This window comes from Limnohabitans sp. Rim47 (assembly GCF_001517545.1).
GTDB lineage: Bacteria > Pseudomonadota > Gammaproteobacteria > Burkholderiales > Burkholderiaceae_C > Limnohabitans_A.
On sequence record NZ_FBYA01000003.1, the window covers coordinates 359603 to 382741 of the forward strand.

Annotated in this window: 24 protein-coding genes and 3 tRNA genes; 20 read left to right on the forward strand and 7 right to left on the reverse strand. The window is 57.7% G+C overall.

Features of this window, described 5'->3' with window-relative positions; genetic code table 11:
• Window positions 1-13 precede the first annotated feature (13 nt).
• Window positions 14-1066, forward strand: a complete 1053-nt coding sequence (gene murB, locus BN3544_RS09540) for a UDP-N-acetylmuramate dehydrogenase (protein WP_019430281.1) — start codon at window positions 14-16, stop codon at window positions 1064-1066.
• Between the two features lie 342 nt (window positions 1067-1408).
• Here the strand turns inward: murB and argG are convergent, their stop codons facing one another.
• The 4 genes from argG to BN3544_RS09560 all read right to left on the reverse strand — a co-directional run bounded on the left by argG (window position 1409) and on the right by BN3544_RS09560 (window position 4353).
• Window positions 1409-2749 carry an argininosuccinate synthase gene (gene argG / locus BN3544_RS09545; RefSeq protein ID WP_019430755.1) on the reverse strand — a complete coding sequence of 447 codons (1341 nt, stop codon included), beginning with the start codon at window positions 2747-2749 and terminating at the stop codon, window positions 1409-1411.
• A gap of 13 nt (window positions 2750-2762) precedes the next feature.
• Window positions 2763-3080 carry a pyrimidine/purine nucleoside phosphorylase gene (locus BN3544_RS09550; RefSeq protein WP_019430754.1) on the reverse strand — a complete coding sequence of 106 codons (318 nt, stop codon included), beginning with the start codon at window positions 3078-3080 and terminating at the stop codon, window positions 2763-2765.
• Window positions 3081-3212: 132 nt separating this feature from the next.
• Window positions 3213-3857: a glycine zipper 2TM domain-containing protein gene (locus BN3544_RS09555; RefSeq protein WP_019430753.1), complete on the reverse strand. Its 645-nt coding sequence runs from the start codon at window positions 3855-3857 to the stop codon at window positions 3213-3215.
• A gap of 151 nt (window positions 3858-4008) precedes the next feature.
• Window positions 4009-4353, reverse strand: a complete 345-nt coding sequence (locus BN3544_RS09560) for an arsenate reductase (protein WP_019430752.1) — start codon at window positions 4351-4353, stop codon at window positions 4009-4011.
• 49 nt (window positions 4354-4402) lie between these two features.
• Here BN3544_RS09560 and folC point away from each other — a divergent pair, with 49 nt between their 5' ends.
• The 9 genes from folC (at window position 4403) to BN3544_RS09605 (ending at window position 11564) form a co-directional block, all read left to right on the forward strand.
• On the forward strand, window positions 4403-5692 hold the full coding sequence (gene folC, locus BN3544_RS09565) for a bifunctional tetrahydrofolate synthase/dihydrofolate synthase (protein WP_026036790.1): 1290 nt from the start codon (window positions 4403-4405) through the stop codon (window positions 5690-5692).
• A gap of 9 nt (window positions 5693-5701) precedes the next feature.
• The gene (locus BN3544_RS09570) at window positions 5702-6484 is read left to right on the forward strand and encodes an SPOR domain-containing protein (RefSeq protein ID WP_019430750.1); all 783 of its coding nucleotides are present in this window, start codon (window positions 5702-5704) and stop codon (window positions 6482-6484) included.
• A gap of 1 nt (window position 6485) precedes the next feature.
• Entirely contained in the window at window positions 6486-6980 is a 495-nt protein-coding gene (locus BN3544_RS09575; RefSeq protein ID WP_019430749.1) for a CvpA family protein, read from the forward strand.
• Between the two features lie 38 nt (window positions 6981-7018).
• Window positions 7019-8533, forward strand: coding sequence for an amidophosphoribosyltransferase (gene purF, locus BN3544_RS09580; protein ID WP_019430748.1), 1515 nt, complete (start codon window positions 7019-7021; stop codon window positions 8531-8533).
• 9 nt (window positions 8534-8542) lie between these two features.
• Window positions 8543-9754, forward strand: coding sequence for an O-succinylhomoserine sulfhydrylase (locus BN3544_RS09585; protein ID WP_019430747.1), 1212 nt, complete (start codon window positions 8543-8545; stop codon window positions 9752-9754).
• A 1-nt stretch (window position 9755) separates the two neighbouring features.
• The gene (gene gltX / locus BN3544_RS09590) at window positions 9756-11150 is read left to right on the forward strand and encodes a glutamate--tRNA ligase (RefSeq protein WP_019430746.1); all 1395 of its coding nucleotides are present in this window, start codon (window positions 9756-9758) and stop codon (window positions 11148-11150) included.
• A gap of 75 nt (window positions 11151-11225) precedes the next feature.
• Window positions 11226-11301, forward strand: a tRNA-Ala gene (locus BN3544_RS09595).
• A gap of 53 nt (window positions 11302-11354) precedes the next feature.
• A tRNA-Glu gene (locus tag BN3544_RS09600) sits at window positions 11355-11430 on the forward strand.
• A 57-nt stretch (window positions 11431-11487) separates the two neighbouring features.
• Window positions 11488-11564, forward strand: a tRNA-Asp gene (locus tag BN3544_RS09605).
• 162 nt (window positions 11565-11726) lie between these two features.
• Here the strand turns inward: BN3544_RS09605 and BN3544_RS09610 are convergent.
• Window positions 11727-12608: an NAD(P)-dependent oxidoreductase gene (locus BN3544_RS09610; protein WP_019430745.1), complete on the reverse strand. Its 882-nt coding sequence runs from the start codon at window positions 12606-12608 to the stop codon at window positions 11727-11729.
• A gap of 336 nt (window positions 12609-12944) precedes the next feature.
• On the opposite strand from BN3544_RS09610, the gene BN3544_RS09615 reads away from it, so the two are divergent.
• From BN3544_RS09615 to BN3544_RS09655, 9 genes are all read left to right on the forward strand, one after another.
• Window positions 12945-13637: a TetR/AcrR family transcriptional regulator gene (locus tag BN3544_RS09615; protein ID WP_019430743.1), complete on the forward strand. Its 693-nt coding sequence runs from the start codon at window positions 12945-12947 to the stop codon at window positions 13635-13637.
• A gap of 100 nt (window positions 13638-13737) precedes the next feature.
• Window positions 13738-14283 (forward strand): TRAP transporter small permease, encoded by a 546-nt coding sequence (locus tag BN3544_RS09620; RefSeq protein ID WP_019430742.1) that lies wholly within the window; start codon window positions 13738-13740, stop codon window positions 14281-14283.
• Window positions 14284-14300: 17 nt separating this feature from the next.
• Window positions 14301-15578, forward strand: a complete 1278-nt coding sequence (locus BN3544_RS09625; RefSeq protein ID WP_019430741.1) for a TRAP transporter large permease subunit — start codon at window positions 14301-14303, stop codon at window positions 15576-15578.
• Between the two features lie 92 nt (window positions 15579-15670).
• On the forward strand, window positions 15671-16675 hold the full coding sequence (locus BN3544_RS09630; protein ID WP_019430740.1) for a DctP family TRAP transporter solute-binding subunit: 1005 nt from the start codon (window positions 15671-15673) through the stop codon (window positions 16673-16675).
• Window positions 16676-16752: 77 nt separating this feature from the next.
• Window positions 16753-17799: a Gfo/Idh/MocA family protein gene (locus tag BN3544_RS09635; protein ID WP_019430739.1), complete on the forward strand. Its 1047-nt coding sequence runs from the start codon at window positions 16753-16755 to the stop codon at window positions 17797-17799.
• Window positions 17800-17830: 31 nt separating this feature from the next.
• Entirely contained in the window at window positions 17831-18271 is a 441-nt protein-coding gene (gene aroQ, locus BN3544_RS09640; RefSeq protein WP_019430738.1) for a type II 3-dehydroquinate dehydratase, read from the forward strand.
• Between the two features lie 66 nt (window positions 18272-18337).
• Window positions 18338-19171 carry a shikimate dehydrogenase family protein gene (locus BN3544_RS09645; protein WP_019430737.1) on the forward strand — a complete coding sequence of 278 codons (834 nt, stop codon included), beginning with the start codon at window positions 18338-18340 and terminating at the stop codon, window positions 19169-19171.
• A gap of 37 nt (window positions 19172-19208) precedes the next feature.
• The gene (locus BN3544_RS09650; protein WP_019430736.1) at window positions 19209-20084 is read left to right on the forward strand and encodes a hypothetical protein; all 876 of its coding nucleotides are present in this window, start codon (window positions 19209-19211) and stop codon (window positions 20082-20084) included.
• Between the two features lie 13 nt (window positions 20085-20097).
• Window positions 20098-20979: a sugar phosphate isomerase/epimerase family protein gene (locus tag BN3544_RS09655; protein ID WP_019430735.1), complete on the forward strand. Its 882-nt coding sequence runs from the start codon at window positions 20098-20100 to the stop codon at window positions 20977-20979.
• Window positions 20980-21013: 34 nt separating this feature from the next.
• On the opposite strand, the gene BN3544_RS09660 is transcribed toward BN3544_RS09655, so the two are convergent.
• The gene (locus BN3544_RS09660; RefSeq protein ID WP_019430734.1) at window positions 21014-22060 is read right to left on the reverse strand and encodes a pilus assembly protein TadG-related protein; all 1047 of its coding nucleotides are present in this window, start codon (window positions 22058-22060) and stop codon (window positions 21014-21016) included.
• Window positions 22060-22527: a TadE/TadG family type IV pilus assembly protein gene (locus BN3544_RS09665; RefSeq protein WP_019430733.1), complete on the reverse strand. Its 468-nt coding sequence runs from the start codon at window positions 22525-22527 to the stop codon at window positions 22060-22062. Before BN3544_RS09665 ends, BN3544_RS09660 begins: the two co-directional genes overlap by 1 nt.
• A gap of 318 nt (window positions 22528-22845) precedes the next feature.
• On the opposite strand from BN3544_RS09665, the gene BN3544_RS09670 reads away from it, so the two are divergent.
• Window positions 22846-23028, forward strand: coding sequence for a Flp family type IVb pilin (locus BN3544_RS09670; protein WP_019430731.1), 183 nt, complete (start codon window positions 22846-22848; stop codon window positions 23026-23028).
• Window positions 23029-23139: the final 111 nt, after the last annotated feature.

Below are 23139 nucleotides of genomic sequence, written 5' to 3' on the forward strand. Positions count from 1 at the left end.
CGACAATTCTCCCATGAACCTGGAGAAAAATGTCCCCCTGCAGCCGTACAACACGTTCGGTATCGCCGCCAAGGCCCAGGCTTTGGTGCGGGTACGCTCCGAAGCCGACCTGCTGGCCGTGCTGGCCGACCCGCAATTGGCCACCTTGTCCCGCCAAGTGCTGGGCGGCGGCAGCAACATTGTTTTGACGGGCGACGTCAAGGCGCTGGTGCTCAAAGTGGAGGTGCCGGGCTTGCGCTTGGCGTCTGAGACCGACAAACACTGGATCGTTGAAGCCGGCGCTGGCGTGGATTGGCACGACTTGGTGGCGTGGTCACTCGACCACGGCTACCCGGGCCTCGAAAACATGGCCCTGATCCCCGGCACCGTGGGCGCATCGCCCGTGCAAAACATCGGTGCCTATGGCGTGGAGCTGCAAGACCGCTTCGACTCGCTCGACGCGATGGACATGTTCACGGGCGAGTTGTTCAGCCTGAATGCCGCGCAGTGCGGCTTCAGCTACCGCGACTCGGTGTTCAAGCACGCATCGGGCGGCCCTGACGGTTTGGGGCTGGCGGGCCGGGCCGTCATTTTGCGGGTGCGCTTTGCGCTGGCCAAACGCTGGAAACCCGAGCTGGGCTATCTGGATTTGGAACGCAAGATGACCGAAACAGGCGTCCACCACCCCGATGCACGGCAGATTTTTGACTGGGTGGTGGCGATCCGCCGCGCCAAACTGCCCGACCCGCAGGTGATCGGCAACGCGGGTAGCTTTTTCAAGAACCCCACCGTCACCCCCGAGCAATGCGCCGACATCATCGCCCGCGACCCGAAAGTGGTGCACTACCCCATGCCTGACGGCACCATCAAGCTGGCGGCAGGCTGGCTGATCGACGCTTGCGGATGGAAAGGCAAGACCGTGGGCCACGCCGGGGTTTATGAAAAGCAGGCTCTGGTGCTGGTCAACCTCGGTGGGCGCGAGAACCCTTGCACGGGGGGCGAGGTGATGACCTTGGCCAAGGCCATTCAGACCAGTGTGTATGAGCGGTTTGGGATTCGGCTGGAGCCTGAACCTGTGGTGATTTGAACTTTTTGGCGGATGTTTACGTTTTGTGTCATGGGTACTTCGCTCCGGTTCCGCGCCGGGTTGGGGCCTGAGCGGTCGTCCTCATAACTCGCTTCGCTCGCCAAATCGGCCGATCCGCTCAGGCCCCAACCCGGCGCTGCTTTCTTGGTCAATCAATTGTCTTTTGGGTATTCATCCGGCGTAGCCCTGGCGATCCGGCCAGCCGGATCAGCCGATTTGGCGAGCGAAGCGAGTTATGAGGCTGACCGGCTGGCCGCATCGCCAAGGCGGAAAAAACCAAAGAATCAAGCGAGACAACAAAAAACGGCCCGAAGGCCGTTTCTCATTGAAGCATCAAGAGCATCACTTCTTGCCGCTGCCGTCCAGCTTGTAGATGTGGGGGCCTTCGCCTACCGACAGCAAGCCAGCGTGCGCGTAGATGCCCAGTTTGGCGCGGGTGTCGGTGATGTCGAGGTTGCGCATGGTCAGCTGGCCGATGCGGTCCAGCGGGCTGAACGGGGCGTCTTCCACCTTTTCCATCGACAGACGTTCTGGCTGATAGGTCAGGTTGGGGCTGTCGGTGTTCAGGATGCTGTAGTCGTTGCCGCGGCGCAGCTCTAGCGTCACGGTGCCGGTCACGGCGCGGGCCACCCAGCGCTGGGCGGTTTCGCGCAGCATGATGGACTGTGGATCGAACCATCTGCCTTGGTACAACAATCGGCCCAGGCGCAGGCCGTTGATGCGGTACTGCTCGATGGTGTCTTCGTTGTGGATGCCGGTGACCAGGCGCTCGTAGGCGATGTGCAGCAGCGCCATGCCGGGGGCTTCGTAAATGCCGCGGCTCTTGGCTTCGATGATGCGGTTTTCGATCTGGTCGCTCATGCCCAGGCCGTGGCGACCGCCGATTTCGTTGGCTTTGAGGAACAGCTCGACCGGGTCGGCGTATTCCACGCCGTTCAGGGCCACGGGCATGCCTTCTTCAAAGCGCACGCTCACTTCTTCGGCCTTCACGTCCACTTCGGGCTTCCAGAACGCCACGCCCATGATGGGGTTGACGATCTTCATGCCGCTTTGCAGGCTTTCCAAGTCTTTGGCTTCGTGGGTCGCGCCCAGCATGTTGCTGTCGGTGGAGTAGGCCTTTTCGGCGCTCATCTTGTAGCCAAAGCCGTTGGCGGTCATGAAAGCGCTCATTTCGGCGCGGCCACCCAACTCGTCGATGAACAGCTGGTCGAGCCAGGGTTTGTAGATTTTCAGGCTGGGGTTGGTCAACAAACCGTAGCGGTAAAAGCGCTCGATGTCGTTGCCCTTGAAGGTGCTGCCGTCGCCCCAGATGTTGACGTCGTCTTCCTTCATGGCGGCCACAAGCATGGTGCCGGTCACGGCGCGGCCCAGCGGGGTGGTGTTGAAGTAGGTGATGCCGCCGGTGCTGATGTGGAAGGCACCGCACTGGATGGCGGCAATGCCTTCGTGGGCCAGTTGGGTGCGGCAGTCGACCAAGCGGGCTTTTTCGGCGCCGTATTCCATCGCTTTGCGGGGAATTTCGTTGTAGTCGGCTTCGTCAGGCTGGCCCAGATTGGCGGTGTAGGCGTAGGGCAGGGCGCCCTTTTGCTTCATCCACAGCAGGGCAGCAGAGGTGTCCAGGCCGCCCGAGAAGGCGATGCCGACTTTTTGCCCTTTGGGCAGGTTTTGCAAGATGGTGCTCATGTTCTGAATCCGATCAACCGAAGTGGCAGATGTAGTGGTAAGGCTCGGTCACGCGAATGTCGAATTTGGAGTTGCCCGGCACGCTGAACTCTTCGCCCGCGCTGGACTTGACCCATTCGCTGCTGCCGTCGAGTTTGTATTCGCAATAACCTGCCACGCATTCCATGATTTCGGGTGCGCCGGTGTTGAAGGTCAGGGTGGCCGGCAGGATCACGCCGACCGACAGCTTGGTGCCGTCGGCCAGGGTCAGGCCGTGGCTGACGCATTTGCCGTCAAAGTAAACATTGGCTTGGGTATTGACGGAGACGCCGTCGATTTTTTCGGTGGTCATGGGTGGTGCTTCCTGGGGCGGGCAGGGCCCGCGTCTATAGAAAAGGGCGCCGTGAGACGCCCTTTGTGTCAAATCAAGCCCGCATTTTAGGCCAGACGGCCAGTCGGCCCCGAGACCGGTTGTGCAGTGCTTTCAGCGCCAGTGACCGTGGCGTAGGCCGCTGTTCCAGCCCCAGCCCAAGTCGATGTGGGTGTAAACCGGAGGGTAGCTGCGGTAAACCGGGGTGGTCACATAGACCACACGGGATTCGTTGATCGCGTTGGTGGGAACTGCGGCAGCGGCCACCACCACATCGGCTGCTGCTCCCGATCGGGGGGCGCTCATGGGCGTGACTTGCAGCGGGATGGTGGGGCCGGGGTCTTGTGGCAATTGCACGTTGTACTGCTTGCCCGCATATTCATAGACCACGTTGTAGCCAATCAAGCGGTTTTCGTAGACCGTTTGCGTGGTGCATGTGGTTTGGGGCGGCGGTGGGTTGCCTTGTCCCTCGACTTTGTTGCCCAACACGGCACCTCCAATCACCCCAGCCATGGTGGCGATGCCTTGGCTGTCGCGGCCACCCAACTGGCTGCCGATCAATCCCCCTGCGATCGCACCCACGATGGCGCCACCCCCTGATGTTTGCGTGGGGGGCTGCGGTGCGTTTTGCGTGCAGGTCTGGCGTGGCACCGCCACTTGTTGGTAAACGGCGGTGCGCGAGATCACTTGCCCCACTTCTTGCGCTTGTGCCCAAACGGCTGTGAAGCACAACAAAGTGGCTGTGGCGAATGTTTTCATGGATGAAATCGGGTGATGTTGGCAAGCTTGCAGTTTATGCCGGGGAATCTGCTGGTGTGCACGTGCTTGGGTAAAGTTTTGTGACAGGCGGCTTAGCCCGGTATATCCCGGCACAACCTCCCGGCACAACCCGATTTAGATAGCGAGCCGTTCAAGCAGGCCATTGCTCAGGCGAAAAACCCACGGTGACTTGGCCAGAGGGCCAGGTGATGACGGGCCGCTTGATGGTGCTGGCGTGTTCAAGCATCACCTTTTTGGCGCTGGCGCTGTCCGTCACGCTGGCTTGCACGGCGGCGTCCAGCTTGCGCCAGGTGGTGCCTTTGCGGTTGAGCAGGGTTTCCCAGCCCACAGCAGCCAGCCAGATGTCGACTTCGGCCGAGGGCACGCCTTGCTTTTTGAAGTCATGAAAAGTGGCATCCAGTCCGTGGTCAGCCAACCAGGTGCGGGCTTTTTTGACAGTGTCGCAATTGGGAATGCCGTAAACAATGGGGTGCATGGGGTTTGCTGAAGGTGAAGGGGACAAGACTGGGCGACAATCGCCGCCTATGAAGACTCTACAGGAATGGCTCGACTGGTGCGAGCAGCTACACCCCGTGGCCATTGACATGGGGCTTGACCGTGTCAAAACCGTGGCCGACCGCATGGATCTGCGGTTTGACTGTCCGGTGATCACTGTGGCGGGCACCAATGGCAAGGGCTCGACTTGCGCCATGCTCGAGGCGGTGTTGTTGCAGGCCGGGTACCGCACGGGCGTGTACACATCGCCGCACCTGGTTCATTTTGAAGAACGCTGCCGTTTGCACGGGGAATCGGCCTCTGCTGAGGCGTTTGCCGAGGCTTTTGCGGCGGTTGAGGCCGCGCGCGGCGATGTCAGCTTGACCTATTTTGAGTTCAGCACCTTGGCCATCCTGCACTTGATGGCCCGATCCCATCTGGATGTGGCCATATTGGAAGTGGGCTTGGGCGGGCGTCTGGACGCAGTCAACATCATCGATGCCGATTGCGCCGTGATCACCAGCATCGACATCGACCACACCGCCATTTTGGGCAAAGACCGCGAAAGCATTGGTTTGGAGAAGGCGGGCATCATGCGCAGCGGGCGTCCGGTGATCGTAAGCGACCCCGTGCCTCCGCAAAGCGTGACCGACCATGCAGCCGCCGTCGGGGCCGAATTGTGGCAATTTGGCAAAGATTTCAATTTTTCGGGCGACAAGCTGCAATGGGCTTGGGCAGGGCGCGGCCGCCGTTACAGCGGCATGGCTTACCCGGCCTTGCGCGGCGCGAACCAGTTGATCAACGCATCGGGCGTGCTGGCGGCGCTGGATGCCTTGCGTCAGCGCATCCCCGTGACCGCGCAAGCCGTGCGCAACGGTCTGGCCATGGTGGAGTTGCCCGGCCGCTTCCAGATCGTGCCGGGTCAGCCGGTGCTGGTGCTGGATGTGGCGCACAACCCGCACTCGGTGGCGGCATTGGCCGTCAATCTGGATGCGATGGGCTTCTACCCGACCACGCACGCGGTGCTGGGGGCCATGGCCGACAAAGACCTTTTGCCCATGCTGCAGCGTGTCAATCCGATGGTGGACAAGTGGTATTTCACCGATTTGCCTTTGTCGCGGGCCGCCAAGGCGGTTGATTTGCAGCAGGCCTGGCAAGCCCAAAACACCCGCACCGACACCCAATCCAGCGTCCACGCCGACCCCATGCTGGCCCTGCAGGCGGCCATCGATGCCGCTGACCCGGCTGATAGAATCGTTGTCTTTGGCTCCTTCTATACCGTGGGTGGTGTTTTGAAAGACGGCATCCCGCGTCTACAAGCCAAACACCTCACCCCGTGAGCACCCGTCATGGCCTTTTTCAAGTTTCGATTTCCTGGTCAAACCGCTTCAGTTGAGGCGGTGAGTTCTGGCCCCAACGAAAACATCGAAGTTGTACGCCGCCGTGCGCGTCACCGCTTAATGGGGGCTGTCGTGCTGGTCTTGTTGGCCGTTGTGGGTTTTCCGCTGCTTTTTGACACCCAGCCCCGCCCTGTGGCTGTCGATACCCCTATCGTGATTCCAGATCGGCAAAGCACATCGCCTTTGTCCAGTGCGTCGCCTGTGCCCGCCGGACAAGCGCCAGCCAAACCCTTGCTTCCCGCATCAGAGGCCGTATCGCCACAAGCCAGTCTGGACGCTCGCGAAGAGGTGGTGCCGCCCGCAGCGCCCGTGGTAGCTGCGCCCGTGCCAGAGACACCCAAAGCGATCCCGTCTGGAGACAAAGTCAAAGAAAAAGAAACGGTGGCTCAAAAAACACCGACTACGCCTGTCAAGCCAGAAAAGCCAGCACCTGCAGCCAAGCCCAAAGACGATGGCGGGAAAGCCCAATCTTTGCTGGATGGCAAGCCAGCCAAGGCCAGTGCCGGCCGCGCAGCCATTCAGGTTGGGGCGTTCAGCGATGCCGGCAAAGTGCGAGACGTCCGGCAGAAGCTGGAGCAAGCCGGTCTGAAAACCTACACCCAGGTGGTTGAAAAAGACGGCAAGAGCACCACACGAATTCGTGTGGGCCCCTATGAAACACGGGAAGAGGCCGAAAAAGTCGCCGCGCGTATCCGCAAGCTCGATTTGCCGGCATCGGTTTTGAAGCTCTGACATGGCGATTGCCCTGACCGATTGGATATTGCTGGGGGTGTTGCTCGCCTCCATGGTGATCGGTCTTTGGCGTGGGCTGGTTTATGAGGTTTTGTCATTGGCCGGATGGGTCGCGGCTTTTGTCGTGGCCCAGTGGCTGGCTTCTGACGTCGTTGGGTGGTTGCCTTTTATCAAGGGTGCACCTGCTTCGGTGCAATACGCGGTGGCTTTTGCTGGGGTCTTTGTGGTCACCGTGTTCGTAGCGGGTCTGGTGTCTTGGTTGATCAAGAAACTGGTGGAAACCGTGGGCTTGCGTCCTGTTGACCGTACTTTGGGTGGTGTGTTTGGCTTGGCCCGTGGGCTTGTGCTGCTGCTCGCTTTGACGGTGGTGTTGCAGTTGACAGGGCTTTCGCGTGACGCATGGTGGACCACGGCACAAGGGCCGGTCTGGTTAGAGCTTGTCCTGACCGGATTGAAGCCACTTTTGCCCCAAACCTTTGTGGAATATTTGCCCTGAATTTTTCGGGGTGGTTCGATTTTTGAACGGATAAAAGTATGTGTGGAATTGTCGGCGTTGTCAGCAGCGCACCGGTCAATCAGTTGATTTATGACGCCTTGTTGCTGTTGCAACACCGTGGCCAGGACGCTGCGGGCATCGTCACGCAGTTGGACCGCAAATTTTTCATGCACAAGGCCAAGGGCATGGTGCGTGATGTGTTTCGCACCCGCAATATGCGCAGCCTGCCTGGCAACTGCGGCTTGGGTCAAGTGCGCTACCCCACGGCGGGCAATGCATTCAGCGAAGAAGAAGCACAGCCGTTTTATGTCAATGCCCCCTTTGGCCTGGTCTTGGTGCACAACGGCAACCTGACCAACGCCCATGCGCTGAAGGCCGAGTTGTTTTCCAACGACCATCGCCATATCAATACCGAAAGCGATTCCGAGGTTTTGCTCAACGTGTTGGCCCACGAACTGGAGAAAACCACGCGCGGTTTGCCGCTCAAGCCCATCGATGTGTTTGAGGCGGTGCGCGGCGTCAACCGCCGTGTCAAAGGCTCTTATGCGGTGATCGCCTTGATCGCTGGCCATGGTCTGGTGGCCTTTCGCGATCCGCACGGCATTCGGCCTTTGTGCATGGGCCGCAGTGAAGATGGTTCCATCATGTTGGCCAGCGAGTCGGTGGCGCTGGATGGCACAGCCCATCAATTTGAACGTGATGTGGCCCCCGGCGAGGCCATTTTTGTGGACTTGGAAGGCCAGATGCACACCCAGCACTGCGCTGAAAAGTCGCAGCTCAGTCCGTGCATTTTTGAATACGTTTACTTGGCGCGTCCGGACTCCACCATGGATGGCATATCGGTCTACCAAGCCCGCTTGAATTTGGGTGAGACTCTGGCCAAGCGCGTGATCTCGACCGTGCCGCCCAGCGACATCGACGTGGTGATTCCGATTCCGGAGTCCAGCCGCCCCAGCGCCACGCAGTTGGCCCATTTGTTGGGCATTCCTTACCGCGAAGGTTTTGTGAAAAACCGCTACGTGGGCCGCACCTTCATCATGCCTGGCCAAGCTGTTCGCAAAAAATCGGTGCGCCAAAAGCTCAACACCATCGTGAGCGAATTCAAGGGTCGTAACGTGTTGCTGGTGGATGACTCCATCGTGCGCGGCACCACCAGCCGCGAGATTGTGCAGATGGCCCGAGATGCGGGCGCCCGCAAGGTCTACATGGCCAGCGCCGCGCCGCCGGTGCGCTACCCCAACGTGTATGGCATCGACATGCCCACCAAAGAAGAGCTGGTGGCCCATGGCCGCAGCATCGAAGAAATTCGCGAAATCATCGGGTGTGACGCGCTGATTTACCAAGACGTCGACGCCATGAAAACAGCGGTGGCCCAAGCGCGTGTCAACGCCGCAGGAGCACTGTCGGACTTTGATGCCTCTTGTTTTGACGGTGTCTATGTCACCGGCGATATTTCGGCCGATGACATTAGCCGCTTGAACGAAACCCGACTCCATGTGGAAGAGGGTGACGATGACCATTCGCGTTTGGCTCTGCCCAACGCCAGCGTGTGAGAGCCCGCCATGACCGAAGCCAACCGATTTGACGATTTGCACATCGAAACCCTGGCGGTTCGTGCCGCTGTTGAGCGAAGCCAGTATGGCGAAAACTCTGAAGCGCTGTATCTGACGAGTGGGTATGTTCAGCCCACAGCCGAAGCGGCGGCACGGCGTTTTGCCGGTGACGAAGAAGGCTTTACCTACGGCCGCTACGGTAACCCCACGGTCAGCAGCATGGAGATGCGCCTGGCTGCTTTGGAGGGTACCGAAGCAGCCATGGGCACAGCGTCGGGCATGTCGGCCATCTTGATGATGTGCATGGGCTTGCTCAAGGCGGGCGACCATGTGGTGTGTTCGCGCTCCATGTTTGGCTCGACCATCAAACTCATAGGCTCTGATTTGGCCAAATTCGGGGTTGAGTCGAGCTTTGTGTCGCAGACCGACTTGAAAGAATGGCAAGCGGCGATCCGGCCCAACACACGCTTGTTGTTTGCCGAAACGCCCACCAACCCTTTGACCGAGGTGTGCGACATCCAGGCCTTGGCCGACATGGCGCACAACGCGGGTGCTTTGTTTGCGGTGGACAACTGCTTTGCCACGCCCGCCTTGCAACGCCCGGCCGCGATGGGTGCCGACATCATCATGCATTCGGGCACCAAATACCTTGATGGCCAAGGCCGTGTGATGGCGGGCGCTTTGTGTGCTTCGCAGCAAATGATCACCGAAAAGTTTTTGCCGGTGCTCAAAAGCGGTGGCATGACGCTGGCGCCTTTCAATGCCTGGGTGGTGCTCAAAGGCCTGGAAACGCTGGACTTGCGCATGCGTGCGCAGACCGCCCGTGCACAAATTCTGGCCGAGTGGTTGGAAAAGCACCCATCGGTTGCGCGCGTTCACTACCCCGGTTTGGCAAGCCACCCCCAGCACGATCTGGCCATGCGCCAGATGTCGGGTTTGGGTGGCGCGGTTTTGTCGTTCGAGGTCAAAGCCGATGGCCCCGAGCAATCACGCGCACGTGCTTTTCACGTGCTCGATTCGATGCAAATGCTGTCCTTGTCCACCAATCTGGGCGATACCAAAACCTTGGTGGCCCACCCCGCCAGCACCTCGCATGGCCGCCTGACCGAGGCCCAGCGCCAAGCCGCAGGCATTGGCCAGGGGCTGGTTCGCGTGGCGGTTGGCCTCGAATACCCGCAAGACATCCAAAAAGACCTCTCCCGTGGTCTCGATACCCTTTGATATGACAACCACTGCACGCACGCGTACCCGCTTTGCCCCATCGCCCACCGGCTTCATTCATCTGGGCAACATCCGCTCGGCTTTGTACCCTTGGGCTTTTGCCCGCGCCACCGGTGGCGACTTCATTTTGCGCATCGAAGACACCGATTTGGACCGCTCCACACAAGCTTCGGTCGATGTGATCATCGAAGGCATGGCCTGGCTGGGCCTGGATCACGACGAAGGCCCGTTCTACCAAATGCAGCGCATGGACCGCTACAAAGCGGTGTTGGCTGACCTGATCGATGCGGGCCATGTTTATCCTTGTTTCATGAGCATGGCCGAACTTGACGCTTTGCGTGAGCGCCAAATGGCCAATAAGGAAAAGCCCCGTTACGACGGCACATGGCGGCCCATGCCGGGTAAAACTTTGCCTGCGATCCCTGAGGGGGTGAAGCCGGTGCTGCGTTTCAAGAACCCGATCGGTGGTGTGGTGGCTTGGGACGACAAGGTCAAAGGCCGCATCGAGATCAGCAACGACGAGTTGGACGATCTGGTCATTGCCCGCCCGGATGGCACCCCCACCTACAACTTCTGCGTGGTGGTGGATGACATCGACATGCAGATCACCCATGTGATCCGTGGCGACGACCATGTGAACAACACCCCCCGCCAGATCAACATCTTCCAAGCCTTGGGCAAGGAGACGCCGATCTATGCCCATCTGCCTACCGTGCTCAATGAGCAAGGCGAGAAGATGAGCAAGCGCAACGGTGCCAAGGCCGTCACGGCTTACCGTGATGAAGGCTATTTGCCCGATGCCATGGTCAACTATCTGGCGCGTTTGGGTTGGAGTCACGGTGACGACGAAATCTTCAGCCGTGCACAGTTTTTGGAGTGGTTCAATCTCGACCATCTGGGCCGAAGTGCCGCGCAGTTTGACGAGGCCAAACTCAAGTGGGTCAACGCCCAGCACCTCAAGGCCATGGACGATGCGGAACTGGCTGAATGCGTGCAGCCATTCTTGGTCAAGCTGGGTGTGGTGGCTGATCAGCGCTTGTCCAGTATTTGCGGCTTGTTCAAAGACCGTTGCGATACCTTGGTGGTTTTGGCCCAGTGGGTCTCGGCCTTTTATCTGGACGTGGTGCCCAACGCTGACGAGAGAGCCCAGCATGTGACTGAAGCCGTCAAGCCTGCCTTGGCTTTGTTGTCAGGCAAGTTGACTGCATGTGCGTGGGACAAGCCATCCATTGCCGCTGCGATCAAGGAAACCTTGACCGAAACCGGCCTCAAGATGCCGCAAATCGCGATGCCTGTGCGGGTCTTGGTAATGGGCACGGCACAGACCCCATCGCTGGATGCGGTGCTCGCGTTAAGTCAAAGAGAAAAAATTATTGGCTGCTTGAAAAACGCCTAAATTTCTGTCTATAATTCAAGTCTCGACACCAACGAGGCATAACGAAAAAGCAGCAATGCTCAACGTTGTACCAAAGGGGGTATAGCTCAGCTGGGAGAGCGCTTGCATGGCATGCAAGAGGTCAGCGGTTCGATCCCGCTTACCTCCACCAAAGTGTCGAAAATGTTCGCAAGAACAAGATTCGAAAGAATCAGTCCAGGTTATGACCCTATCGTCTAGAGGCCTAGGACATCACCCTTTCACGGTGAGTACCGGGGTTCGAATCCCCGTAGGGTCGCCAAGTTTTGTAGCACTTGGTCAGTTTGCATCAGCACTCTGACAAAAGTTACAGCTACCAGGAGTGGTAGTTCAGTTGGTTAGAATACCGGCCTGTCACGCCGGGGGTCGCGGGTTCGAGTCCCGTCCACTCCGCCAAAACAAAAAACCCTTGTAAGTCTGACTTGCAAGGGTTTTTTCTTTCCGGGCCACATCTTCACCCCCATTTGCATTTGATCCACAGGCTTGCATCCCCGAGATGCGAGAAGCCTGTGGCCATTCGAATCGCTGTTGAGGGCTGGGACAGCGGTTGTGGACAACTCAAATTGCTTGTCGTTTGACCAATAAGCTGATCAGCTCAGGCACCAGTGATTGGGGGTTGCCTTCTTGGCAGGCTGTTTCCAATGTGTTTTTCACTGCTTGCGCTACGGTGTGATCGGCGTGGGTGTCTATGGCCATTTGGTTGTAGTAACTCAGGTCTTTCAATGCGTTGCTCATTGAAAATCTCAGCCCTGAGGTGTCGCCGTTGGCCAGCGTCGGTTTGAGGCGCTCCAATGCCGCGCCCCAGCCGCCGCCCATCGCCAGCACGTCGACAAAGGTTTGCGCGTTCACGCCCGAAAGCTGGGCACAGGCAGCGGCCTCGGCCAACAAAGTCACGGTGCCCAGTGACACGTAGTTGTGCAAGAGTTTCATGCGGTGGCCTGAGCCGATCGGGCCGGTGTGCACGATGTTTTCTGCAAAGCAAGCCAAGATGGGTTTGCAGGTTTCGAACAAGGCCGCATCGCCACCGACCAGCAAATTCAGACGCCCTTCGGCTGCTTCTTTGGGTGTGCGTGTCATCGGTGCATCCAGAAACTGACCGCCTTGTGCGATCACCAGGGCGGCGACTTTTTCGGTGGAAGCGGGCACGGCCGTGGAGCAGTCGATGACGATGGTGCCGGGCCGCAGTCCCTGGAGCACACCATCGTCGCCTAAGAGCACAGCCTCGACCTGCGGCGTTCCCGTGACGCACAGAATGATGACGTCGGATTGTTGCGCCAATGCTTGCGGTGTTTGGAACGTGCGTGCCCCAGCTGACAGCAGGGCGTCGAGTGGCTGGTTGCCCGGGTGTTCCAGTACCGACAGACTTTGCCCGTGCTTGAGCAAATTGCTGGCGATGCCGTGACCCATCATGCCGATGCCGATCATGCCGATTGTTTTCATAGGTGCTTTCAAAAATGGAAACGTCTCTGCGGCAAATATAACCACAGTGAAGGGGTCTACCGCATCAGCAAAAGTCTTGGTCTAGCGGATGTCGTCGATTTACTTTTTGGCGGAGGAGCCGGCCGAGCCGGTGATCGCTCTCTGCACGTTGGCCAAAGCGCGAGTGTCGGTCGACATGGTTCGTCAAAACAAGTCAAGCGATGCGCAGTTGACCTTACCCTTGGTTTGACCGGCGCAGGGGCTGTGATGCAGGCTCATGGACGGGACCAAGGGCTATCGACTTTCTCAGGGCTTGCCCTGATAAGGCCTGGTCACAGGGCCGCATATACTTGCACAATGAACCAATTGGTACATTTTGAAGAACCCAAATCATTGACACCTGAGGTAGCCAAGGAAACCGGGCGTACGAACGACCCGGCTCGCACCATGGCCGAGATCCTTCAGGTTGCCACGCACGAGTTTGCCGACAAAGGTTTGACTGGTGCCCGAATTGATGAGATTGCAGCGGCCACGCGCACCAGCAAGCGCATGATTTATTACTATTTCGGTAGCAAAGACGGACTGTACCTTGCCGTGCTGGAAGACGCTTACAGGCGCATGCGGGCCATTGAGGCAGATTTGCATCTGGACGATTTGCCTCCCTTGGAGGCTCTCCAAAAGCTGGTGGAGTTCACCTACGATCACCACCGGGACAACGAAGACTTCATTCGTCTGGTGATGAACGAGAACATCCAGCGGGGCGATTATTTGCGCCAAAGTCACAGCATTCAACAACTCAACAGCAACGCCATCCAGTCTGTTCGAGCGGTGTACGAACGGGGTTTGCTGGAGGGTGTGTTTAGAACTGGGCTAGATCCGGTAGACATCCATTCAGCAATTTCCGCTTTCACATTTTTCAACGTCTCGAATCGGCATACCTTTGGAGTGATTTTTCAAGAGCGTGGCAGCAAAGACAAGGCAGACACTCTCAAACGCGAACATGTGGTGGAGTTGATCTTGCGTTTTGTGAGTCATCACATTTCGGCATAGCAGGTAGCGTTCCTAGGATTTCTTCGACTAGGGAAACTACTGATCTAAAAAAACTAACCAGTTCGTACATTAACTGCAGTCTAATTTGAGGAGATACTAGGTGATCCAGAAATTCATTGCAGGTTACTGCCGAATCATCGGCTATCTGATTGCAGCCGCGATGGCCGTGATGGTGGCCTTGGTGTTTGGCAACGTGGTGATGCGCTACGGTTTCAATTCGGGTTTTACCGTCTCAGAGGAGTTGTCACGCTGGTTGTTTGTCTGGCTGACCTTTTTGGGTGCCGTGGTGGCTTTGCGCGAAAACGCGCACTTGGGTACCGACATGCTGGTCGGCAGACTTAGCCCTTTGGGTAAGCGCATCTGCATGGGCTTGTCGTTGGGCTTGATGCTGTATTGCCTCTGGTTGCTGTTCAGTGGCGCTTACGAGCAGTTCAAGGTCAATGTGGATTCGCACAGCCCGGTGATGGAAGCCTCAATGGGCTGGTTTTATGCCAGCGCGATGGCTTTTTCGGTCCTGGGCGCGCCCATCTTGCTGATGGACCTCTACCGTTTGGTCACGGGTCAGATCGACGATGAGCACCTTGTGCTGATCCAGGAGTCGGAAGAAGCGCCGCATGGCGATGTCGCCGCATCTTCTTCCAAATAATTAGAGCGAGACACATCATGACCGTTATTGTTTTTCTGAGCTCGTTGATGGCCGCCATGGCTTTGGGTGTCCCTATCGCTTTCTCTTTGTTGCTGTGTGGCGTTGCCTTGATGGTGCACCTGGGCAACTTCGATGCCCAGATCCTCGCGCAAAACCTGCTTGAAGGTGCTAACAGCTTTTCCCTGCTGGCTGTGCCCTTCTTCATGCTGGCTGGTGAAATCATGAATGCGGGGGGCTTGTCCCGCCGCATCGTGCACTTTGCAATGGCCTTGGTGGGCCATGTCAAAGGTGGTTTGGGCTATGTGACCATCGTAGCTGCCGTCATCATGGCGTCGTTGTCTGGTTCAGCCGTGGCGGATGCTGCCGCTCTCACGGCATTGCTGTTGCCCATGATGGTGGCAGCCGGTCACGACAAATCGCGCTCTGCAGGTCTTATCGCTGCGGGTGGCATTATTGCGCCCATCATTCCACCAAGCATCGGCTTTGTGGTTTTCGGTGTGGCCGGTGGCGTGTCGATTTCCAAGTTGTTCATGGCCGGGATTTTCCCTGGCGTTTGGTTGGCCCTTGCATTGGTGGCGACTTGGTGGTGGCTGGTGCGCAGCGAGCAAATCACGCCGCCACCTCGCAAGACATTTCGTGAAATCCTCGAAGCCTTGCGCCTGGCGGCTTGGGCGCTGGTCTTGCCATTCATCATCGTGTTCGGCTTGAAATTCGGTATCTTCACGCCCACGGAAGCGGCTGTGGTGGCCGCTGTGTATTCGTTGTTTGTGTCGACCGTCATCTACGGTGAACTGAATCTCAGGAAGCTGGTGCCGTTGTTCATCACCGCTTCCAAGACCAGTGCAGTGGTGATGTTTTTGGTGGCTGCAGCCATGGTCTCGGCTTGGTTGATTACTGTAGCCAATTTGCCAGGCCAGATCGTCGAGCTGCTTACCCCTGTGCTGGACAGCCCGCGTCTGTTGATGCTTTGCATCATGTTGCTGACTATGGTCGTGGGCACGGCGCTCGACATGACACCGACCATCTTGCTGTTAACCCCCGTGTTGATGCCCGTGGTCAAGGCGGCAGGCATTGATCCGGTTTACTTTGGGGTGCTGTTCATCATCAACAATGCGATTGGCTTGATCACTCCGCCTGTGGGCACTGTGCTCAATGCCGTGGCAGGTGCAGGCAAGATCAGCATGGACGAGGTGACCAAGGGTGTTGTGCCGTTCATGATTGCGCAGTTCGTCATCATGTTCTTGATGGTGGCATTCCCTCAATTGGTCATGGTCCCTGCACGCTGGTTCTACTGATTTTTTTCATCCCGAATCTGACTGGGTACGCCAGTTTCGGGAACCTTCAACGCGTACATCCAAAATTTCCCCTTTCATTCAGGAGACAACTCATGAAACGTTTGTTCATCAAATCTGTTCTGGCTTCTTTGGCTGTGGCTGCCATGGGCATGGCTTCGGCACAAGACATCAAAGAGCGCACGCTCAAGTTCGGCTTGAATGGCCCAGAAGGCCACCCCGCAGTTGCGGGCATGAAGAAGTTCAAGGAAACCGTCGAAGCCAAATCTGGCGGAAAAATCAAGGTTCAGTTGTTTCTGAACGGTACCCTGGGCAGCGATCAGGCCACTTTGTCGTCCATCAAAGGGGGCACTGTTGAAATGGCTGTGATGAACTCGGGTATCTTGTCGAGCGAAGTTAAAGCGCTTGAAGTGTTTGACTTTCCTTTCATGTTCGCTAACGAAAAAGAAGCCGATGCGATTGCTGACGGCCCTATTGGCCATAAGATGCACGCTGCGCTGGCTGACAAAGGCATCATCGGTTTGTCCTATTGGGAATTGGGTTTCCGCAACATCACCACCAGCAAGAAAGCCATCACCAAGGTGGAAGACATTGCCGGCCTGAAGCTGCGCGTGATCCCCAGCCCGATCAACGTGGACTGGGTCAAGGCTTTGGGTGCCAACCCGACGCCTCTGCCATTCCCTGAGGTGTACGCAGCTCTGGAGCAAGGCGCTATTGACGGTCAGGAAAACCCTGTGGCCGTGATCGCTGCCAACAAGTTCTGGGAAGTTCAAAAGAACATCGCGCTGACCAACCACCAGTACAACCCTCAGTCCGTGATCTTCAGCAAGAAGGTCTGGGATGGCATGAGCGCTGCTGAAAAGAAAATCATTGACGACGCTGCTGATGATGCCGTCAAGGTGCAGCGTACGGCCAACCGTGCGGCTTTGGCTGCCAATCTTGAACTGCTCAAGAAAAATGGCATGAATGTGACCAACTTGAACGCATCTGAAATTGCCAAGCTGCGCGAGAAGATGAAGCCCGTGATTGACAAGCACAGCGCCGCCTTGGGCTCGACAGTGGCTGAGGTACAGGCTGAACTGGCCAAACTGCGCAAGTAAAACCACATTCCCTGCCTGTATTCGTTGGATTTCAGGCAGGGACTTTTACTTCACATGCACCGAAGAATGCTTTTGCAATGAATAAAACCCGTATTGCAGTTGCTGGTGCCGGTTACATCGGTCTGGCCCACATTGGTGTGGTCCAGACCGATGTGTCTTGCGTGTTGTCCGCCATCGTGGACCCTTCTCCCGCGGCTGTGGCTGTGGCGGCGCAAGCCGGGGTGCCGCTGTACGCGTCGATTGAAGAATTGCTGTCGAAAGACCGTCCGGATGGCTTGGTACTGGCCACACCCAATGCCTTGCATGTGCCCCAGGCGCTGCAATGTATCGATGCCCGCCTGCCGATTCTGCTTGAAAAACCCATTGCCACCACGGTGGCCGAAGGGCAAAAGCTGGTGGATGCCGTGGAGCGTACGGGTGCCAAAGTGTTGATTGGTCACCACCGTGCCCATAGCCCCATCATGGCCAAAGCCAAACAGGTGATCGGGTCGGGCCAGTTGGGCCGTTTGGTCACAGTCATGGGCAGTGCGACCTTTCTCAAGCCCGACCGTTACTTTGATGAAGGCCCATGGCGCCGCGAAGTTGGCGGCGGGCCGATCCTGCTCAACATGATCCATGAGGTGCATAACCTGCGCATGTTGTGCGGCGACATTGTGGCCGTGCAGGCCTTTTCATCCAACGGCACGCGTGGTTTTGCTGTGGAAGACACGGTAGCCATCAACCTGCGGTTTGCCAATGGCGTGCTGGGCAGCTTCATGCTGAGCGACACCGCAGCCTGCCCGCGCAGCTGGGAACAGACCAGCCAGGAAAACAAGGCCTATCCGAGCTACGACGACGAAGATTGCTATGTGATTGCGGGCACCAACGGCAGCTTGTCGGTGCCGACCATGCGACTGAAGACTTATCCACGGCCTGAAGATCGTTCCTGGTGGAAGCCGTTTGAAGTGGGCACGGTGGGCTTGGTGCGTGATGATCCTCTCAAGCATCAGATGGCGAACTTTGTTGCCATGGTGCGTGGCGAATCTGATCCGCTGGTCACTGCTCGCGACGGTCTGATAAATTTGAAAATCACCGAAGCCATTGCGCAAGCCGCTCAAAGCGGCTGCGTTGTCGAATTGACTTGAACACTCTTTAGAAAATCACAAAGGAATCCCCATGAAAGTCTTGATGCTGCACGGCGTGAACCACAACATGTTCGGCAAACGCGATCCCAAGCAATACGGCACCATCACCTTGGATGAGATCAACGCCAATTTGCAAGTGCTGGGCAAAGAGCTCGGTGCGCAAGTCGAGTGCTATCAGACCAACCATGAAGGTGACATGTGCGAGCGCATTCACCAAGCTTATTTCGACCAGGTCGATGCCGTGCTGATCAACGCCGGTGCCTGGACGCATTACAGCTATGCGATTCGTGATGCGCTGGCGGTGCTGACTTGCCCCGTTGTGGAGCTGCACATGTCCAACATCCATGCGCGCGAAGAATTCCGACACAAATCGGTGTTCGCCGAGATCGTCAAAGGCCAGATCTGTGGCTTTGGCGCTGACAGCTATTTGCTGGCTTTGCGTGCAGGCGTGTCTGCCGCCCAAGCCGTTTGATGTGACAGGCCGGGGCTGGCCAATGTCCCGCGCAATCGCAGTCTGAATGACCGAAATTTTTATCCCATGATCAACGGCAACACAGAAATCATCGCCCACATCGGCTACCCCACGCACACCTTCAAGTCGCCGATGATCTACAACCCGTACTTCGAAGAAGCGGGCATCAATGCGGTGGTGGTGCCTATGGGCTGCAAGCCCGAGAACTACTCGACCTTCCTCAAAGCGGTTTTCACCCTGGAGAATATTCGGGGTGCCCTGATCACCATGCCGCACAAAGTCACCACCGTGGGCTTGCTCGACGAAGTGACCGCCACCGTGCGTGTGGCGGGCGCTTGCAACGCGGTCAAGCGTCTGCCCGATGGCCGCTTGGTGGGTGACATGTTTGATGGCGCTGGTTTTGTGCGCGGCGTGCAGCGCAAAGGTTTTGATCTGACCGGCAAACGCGTGCTGGTGGTGGGCACAGGCGGTGTGGGTTGCGCCATTGCGGCCTCGCTGGCGGGCGCGGGCATCGCCGCCATCAGCTTGTTCGATGTGAACACCGCTGGCTGCGAGGCCTTGGCGCAACGCCTGAAAGACAATTACCCCCACATCGATGTGCGCACCGGCTCGAATGACCCGGTCGATCACGATCTGGTGGTCAACGCCACACCCATGGGCATGAACGAAGGCGACCCGCTGCCCATGGACGTGTCGCGCCTGTCGCCCGACACCTTTGTGGGCGAGGTGGTGATGAAGGCCGAAACCACCGCATTTTTGGCCGCTGCGCAAGCGGGTGGCTGCCGCACGCAGGTGGGCACCGACATGTTGTATGAGCAAATTCCAGCGTATCTGGAATATTTTGGCTTGCCCACCACCACAGCAGAAGTGCTGCGCCGTGGTGCCAAGCTGAGCTACTGAACCCCTTGCGTTTGAATTTCCCAGATGGAGTGCACAGATGAGCCTGAACAAAGTTGACCGCGAAGCCGTTCCCGAAATGCCCAACCGCTTGGGGCTGTCGGGCATTGAGTTCATCGAATACGCCACCAGCCGCCCGCAAGCGCTGGGCCAGGTGCTCGAAAACATGGGTTTTCGCCCCGTGGCTCGCCACCGTTCGCGAGAGGTGACCTTGTACCGTCAGGGCGACATGAACTTGGTGGTCAATGCCAACCCCGACGACGCTCGCGTGAGCGGCACTGTCGATGGCCAGCCGGTTATATCTGCAGTTGCTTTTCGCGTGCAAGACGCACTGAAAGCGCACAACCGTTGCATGGATCTGGGGGCTTGGAGCGTGGGCAGTCACGCGCAGGCCATGGAGCTGCACATCCCCGCGATCCATGGTCCGGGTGGCAGCCGTTTTTACTTTGTCGACCGCTGGCAAGAATTTTCGATCTACGACATCGACTTCAAGCCGATTCCGACCGTTGACCCCAACCCACCTGCACTGGCGGGCATGGGCTATTTTGGCGTCGTGCAATACATCGGCGCGGCCCGCAGCGCCGAATGGCAAACCTATTACGAACACATGTTCGATTTCAGCAGCATCCCTGACGAAGAGCGCTTTGGCATCTTGCCCAAGGGCAAGTTGATGAAAAGCCCTTGCGGCACTTTCTTGTGGCAATTGGTGGAGCCCGACATCTGGATGGATGGCGACGAAACCCCCGAATGCCTGCAGCGCATTGGCTTTGGCGTGCCGAACGTGGCAGAGGCTGTGGCCGCGCTCAAGGCGCGAGGCGTTGAATTCGTTGAATCGACCCAGCTGCACCCCGAAGACCGCGGGGCCTTGACGCGCAATGCGCTGGGTTCTGTCGCGTTTGAACTCGTCCACAAATAAGCCAGGAGCTGTTATGAACTTGCTCGACGGCTACGGCATGGACACCATCACCATGGCCGGCACCCTGGAGGCCAAGCTGGCCGCCATGAAGGGCGCAGGCTTTTCTCAGGTGATGTTGATGGCCCGTGATCTGGTCACGCACCCTGGCGGCGTCAAGGCCGCTGTGGCCGCTGTGCACGCCAGCGGTATGCGGCCCACAGGCTTTCAGGTGCTGCGCGACTTTGAAGGGCTTTCGGGCCACCTTCACAGCTACAAGCTGGACATCGCCAAGTCGATGCTGGAGATGTGCGCGGCCACCGGCAGCAAGGTCTTACTGGCTTGTTCGTCCACCTCGCGCCATGCCACACAAGACCTGGACCTGATTGCCGCCGATCTGAAAAAGCTGGCCATGCTGGCGGTGCCAATGGGCATCAAAGTGGCCTACGAGGCGCTGTCGTGGGGCCGCACAGTCAATGAATTCCCCACCAGCTGGGATGTGGTTTGCCGCGCTGACTGCCCCAATCTGGGCATTGGTATCGACTCCTTCCACATCTTTGCAGCCAAGACGCCGTTGGATGCGATCGAGGAACTGGACCCGTCCAAAATCTTTTTGGTGCAGCTGTCGGACTTCATGTGGCAAGAAACGCCGACCTTTGAAGAGCGCATGACCACGGCCCGCACTTTCCGTGTGTTTCCGGGAGAGGGCGTGCACAGTGAGCAGCTGGCCGATCTGGTGCTGCGCTTGGACCGCATTGGCTACCGGGGTGACTACAGCTTCGAGGTCTTCAACGACGACTACCAGCAACTGCCTTTGGAAACCGTGGCCGAACGCGCCCGCAAGAGCGCGACTTGGTTGCACCAAGACGTGCTGCACAAGTCGGCACCGCTGCCTGACTGGGCTCGCCAGCGGTCTTAAATTGGCACCATTCGGGCAGGCAGTGACTGCTTGTCTAGCGGAACAGGCTGGGCGGTGAGACTGCGCCAAAGTCAGGACCGATGCCGCCTGACGGGGGCTGTGGGCACTGCGTGCTCAACTGAATGGTGATGGTTTTGTCTTTTTTCGAGGCGTCAACAATGCGCGCGCAGGCAAAGCTTGAAATGGGCAGGGCTGCATGTGCTGCGATGCTGGTGACCATGGGCAAAGTCACATATTCACATGACTTGTCGTTGGCAGCACTGCAGTTGTCCACTGTATCGAACAAGGTGGATTTGGAGCCGGGCTCGATCCAGATTTTGTCGCCCATACTCAACTCGACAGGGTTTCTCTCCTCGACCAAATCCCTGAAGGTGTTGACGTCGTTTTTATCGGTCAGCAGCGATGACCATTGGAACGTTTTGCAGGGGTCAACAGGTTTGTCATCAAAGGCCTGCAGCACCAGCAAATAGGCTTGTCCCGTGAATGGGTTGATTTTGGGTGTGGGCGGTTGGGCGGTGCTGTTCCAGTACGTGTCATAAACGCATTGACTGGCAACCAGCGGAAACAAGCCGCCACGTTCAATGGTGCCCGGACTGGTCATGCCGGCGACGGCCGTGACGGACACTGGGGTGGAAACAATGTTCCAAAGGCGTGCAAAAAAGGTGGCCACCTCGCCGCCGTTTTGCCCAGAGCCTTTGGTGAGCGTGACCTGAACGGCCGGCACATCGTTGGTTGTCGGTGTCATCGGCAGCAGTTGCAATGCCGCATTGACTTCCTTGGGGTTCCAGTAGCCCGATTGCACGGTGCCGGTTGACAGCATTTTTCCATCTGCGGCATTGAACGCGATGGCATTGAATGCCATCGTTTCAGCGGTGGACCACTGAGGTGTGGTCGACGTTGTGCCGCGCAAATGCTGGGCACCCGCGAGCGCGGCGGCATCAGCGTCGTTTTGCAGTTCATTGCGAACGATCTGCACATAGGCCACGTCGATCACCAGCGCTGCAATGCCGAGAAACACCGGGATCATGAAGGCCACCAACACGGTGACTGCACCTCGTTCGGCGCGTGGATGTGTTTTCATCATTCCCTCACCATGACTGTGGTGGATGTCAATACCAGGGGTGAACCCATGGCACTCAGTAAATTGCCCAACGCCAAACCCCTGAAGGTGTAGCTCACGCGGACGGCCAGATGCTCGGGGTTGGTTTGAACAGGAAAGTCAACCGTGATCGGGCTGGCCGCACCCAAAGTCGACAAGGCGTTGCCCGTGTAGTTCAACACGCGTGTCGAGATCTCGTTGGTGCTGACGGGGGGCACCCGCAACACAATGCCTGCACGCGCCCCTTCACGGCTGGCGTTGGTGATCACGGCTTTGTCATAGAGCGCCATGCCGAATTCAACAATGCCCGAGACGATCAACAGCAGCAAGGGCAATAACAAACCGAATTCAACTGTGGCCGTGCCCCTTTGGCTTTGTGCCCGTTTGTTGATAGGCAACAGGGCGCGCATGCAGGTGTTCCCCCGAACATCAACCAAGTTTTGCGTCATTGGTGAACTCCTTTTGTCATCGACATGATGGTTTTGGGGACACCGGACGATTGGTGTTCCCCAATGCAAACCATATGAAAAAAGCAGATCGAGCACCGTGGTCTGTCACACCAAAAATCTAAAAATATGAGCACGGCACGCCAAAACGGTGCTCTGTGCAACAGACGGTGGCGTCAGCCGCTCATAAATTCATGACAACACAGATGCAGCAAGTGTCTGTGTGGGAGGGGCAATCTGCTCGACCATCTGTGCCGTTCAAGGGCAATCACGAAGAGCTGAATTGGCACCCTTTTTTTTAAATCAACAAGGAGTCTTGTCATGAAGCACGTCATGGTTTTATTTGGGAATTTCACACACGACGAGGGCGGGGCGACGGCCATTGAATATGGCTTGCTTGCGGCACTGGTGGCTTTGGGAATTGTGGTCGGTGCAAGCGCATTAGGCGCTGAGTTGGGTTTGTTTTTTGGGCGCATTGCCACACGGCTTTCTACGGCCGCATGAAATAAGAGCTTCGCCGATGTGCGTGAGCCTGACCTTCTTGGCCAATGGGTATGGTGGCTAACAGACGCGAAGCTTTCTTGTTTTTAAAGTTCAAGCACGGTGATCGAAAAA

Coding starts and splice junctions, on each gene's coding strand:
- BN3544_RS09555 (WP_019430753.1), bottom strand. CDS start 3,857: ATGAAAACATTCGCCACAGCCACTTTGTTGTGCTTCACAGCCGTTTGG.
- BN3544_RS09650 (WP_019430736.1), top strand. CDS start 19,209: ATGAGCCTGAACAAAGTTGACCGCGAAGCCGTTCCCGAAATGCCCAAC.
- BN3544_RS09570 (WP_019430750.1), top strand. CDS start 5,702: ATGGCCTTTTTCAAGTTTCGATTTCCTGGTCAAACCGCTTCAGTTGAG.
- murB (WP_019430281.1), top strand. CDS start 14: ATGAACCTGGAGAAAAATGTCCCCCTGCAGCCGTACAACACGTTCGGT.
- argG (WP_019430755.1), bottom strand. CDS start 2,749: ATGAGCACCATCTTGCAAAACCTGCCCAAAGGGCAAAAAGTCGGCATC.
- gltX (WP_019430746.1), top strand. CDS start 9,756: ATGACAACCACTGCACGCACGCGTACCCGCTTTGCCCCATCGCCCACC.
- BN3544_RS09610 (WP_019430745.1), bottom strand. CDS start 12,608: ATGAAAACAATCGGCATGATCGGCATCGGCATGATGGGTCACGGCATC.
- BN3544_RS09670 (WP_019430731.1), top strand. CDS start 22,846: ATGAAGCACGTCATGGTTTTATTTGGGAATTTCACACACGACGAGGGC.
- BN3544_RS09625 (WP_019430741.1), top strand. CDS start 14,301: ATGACCGTTATTGTTTTTCTGAGCTCGTTGATGGCCGCCATGGCTTTG.
- BN3544_RS09615 (WP_019430743.1), top strand. CDS start 12,945: ATGAACCAATTGGTACATTTTGAAGAACCCAAATCATTGACACCTGAG.
- BN3544_RS09560 (WP_019430752.1), bottom strand. CDS start 4,353: ATGCACCCCATTGTTTACGGCATTCCCAATTGCGACACTGTCAAAAAA.
- BN3544_RS09550 (WP_019430754.1), bottom strand. CDS start 3,080: ATGACCACCGAAAAAATCGACGGCGTCTCCGTCAATACCCAAGCCAAT.
- BN3544_RS09630 (WP_019430740.1), top strand. CDS start 15,671: ATGAAACGTTTGTTCATCAAATCTGTTCTGGCTTCTTTGGCTGTGGCT.
- BN3544_RS09655 (WP_019430735.1), top strand. CDS start 20,098: ATGAACTTGCTCGACGGCTACGGCATGGACACCATCACCATGGCCGGC.
- BN3544_RS09665 (WP_019430733.1), bottom strand. CDS start 22,527: ATGACGCAAAACTTGGTTGATGTTCGGGGGAACACCTGCATGCGCGCC.
- BN3544_RS09645 (WP_019430737.1), top strand. CDS start 18,338: ATGATCAACGGCAACACAGAAATCATCGCCCACATCGGCTACCCCACG.
- BN3544_RS09585 (WP_019430747.1), top strand. CDS start 8,543: ATGACCGAAGCCAACCGATTTGACGATTTGCACATCGAAACCCTGGCG.
- BN3544_RS09660 (WP_019430734.1), bottom strand. CDS start 22,060: ATGAAAACACATCCACGCGCCGAACGAGGTGCAGTCACCGTGTTGGTG.
- purF (WP_019430748.1), top strand. CDS start 7,019: ATGTGTGGAATTGTCGGCGTTGTCAGCAGCGCACCGGTCAATCAGTTG.
- BN3544_RS09635 (WP_019430739.1), top strand. CDS start 16,753: ATGAATAAAACCCGTATTGCAGTTGCTGGTGCCGGTTACATCGGTCTG.
- BN3544_RS09575 (WP_019430749.1), top strand. CDS start 6,486: ATGGCGATTGCCCTGACCGATTGGATATTGCTGGGGGTGTTGCTCGCC.
- aroQ (WP_019430738.1), top strand. CDS start 17,831: ATGAAAGTCTTGATGCTGCACGGCGTGAACCACAACATGTTCGGCAAA.
- folC (WP_026036790.1), top strand. CDS start 4,403: ATGAAGACTCTACAGGAATGGCTCGACTGGTGCGAGCAGCTACACCCC.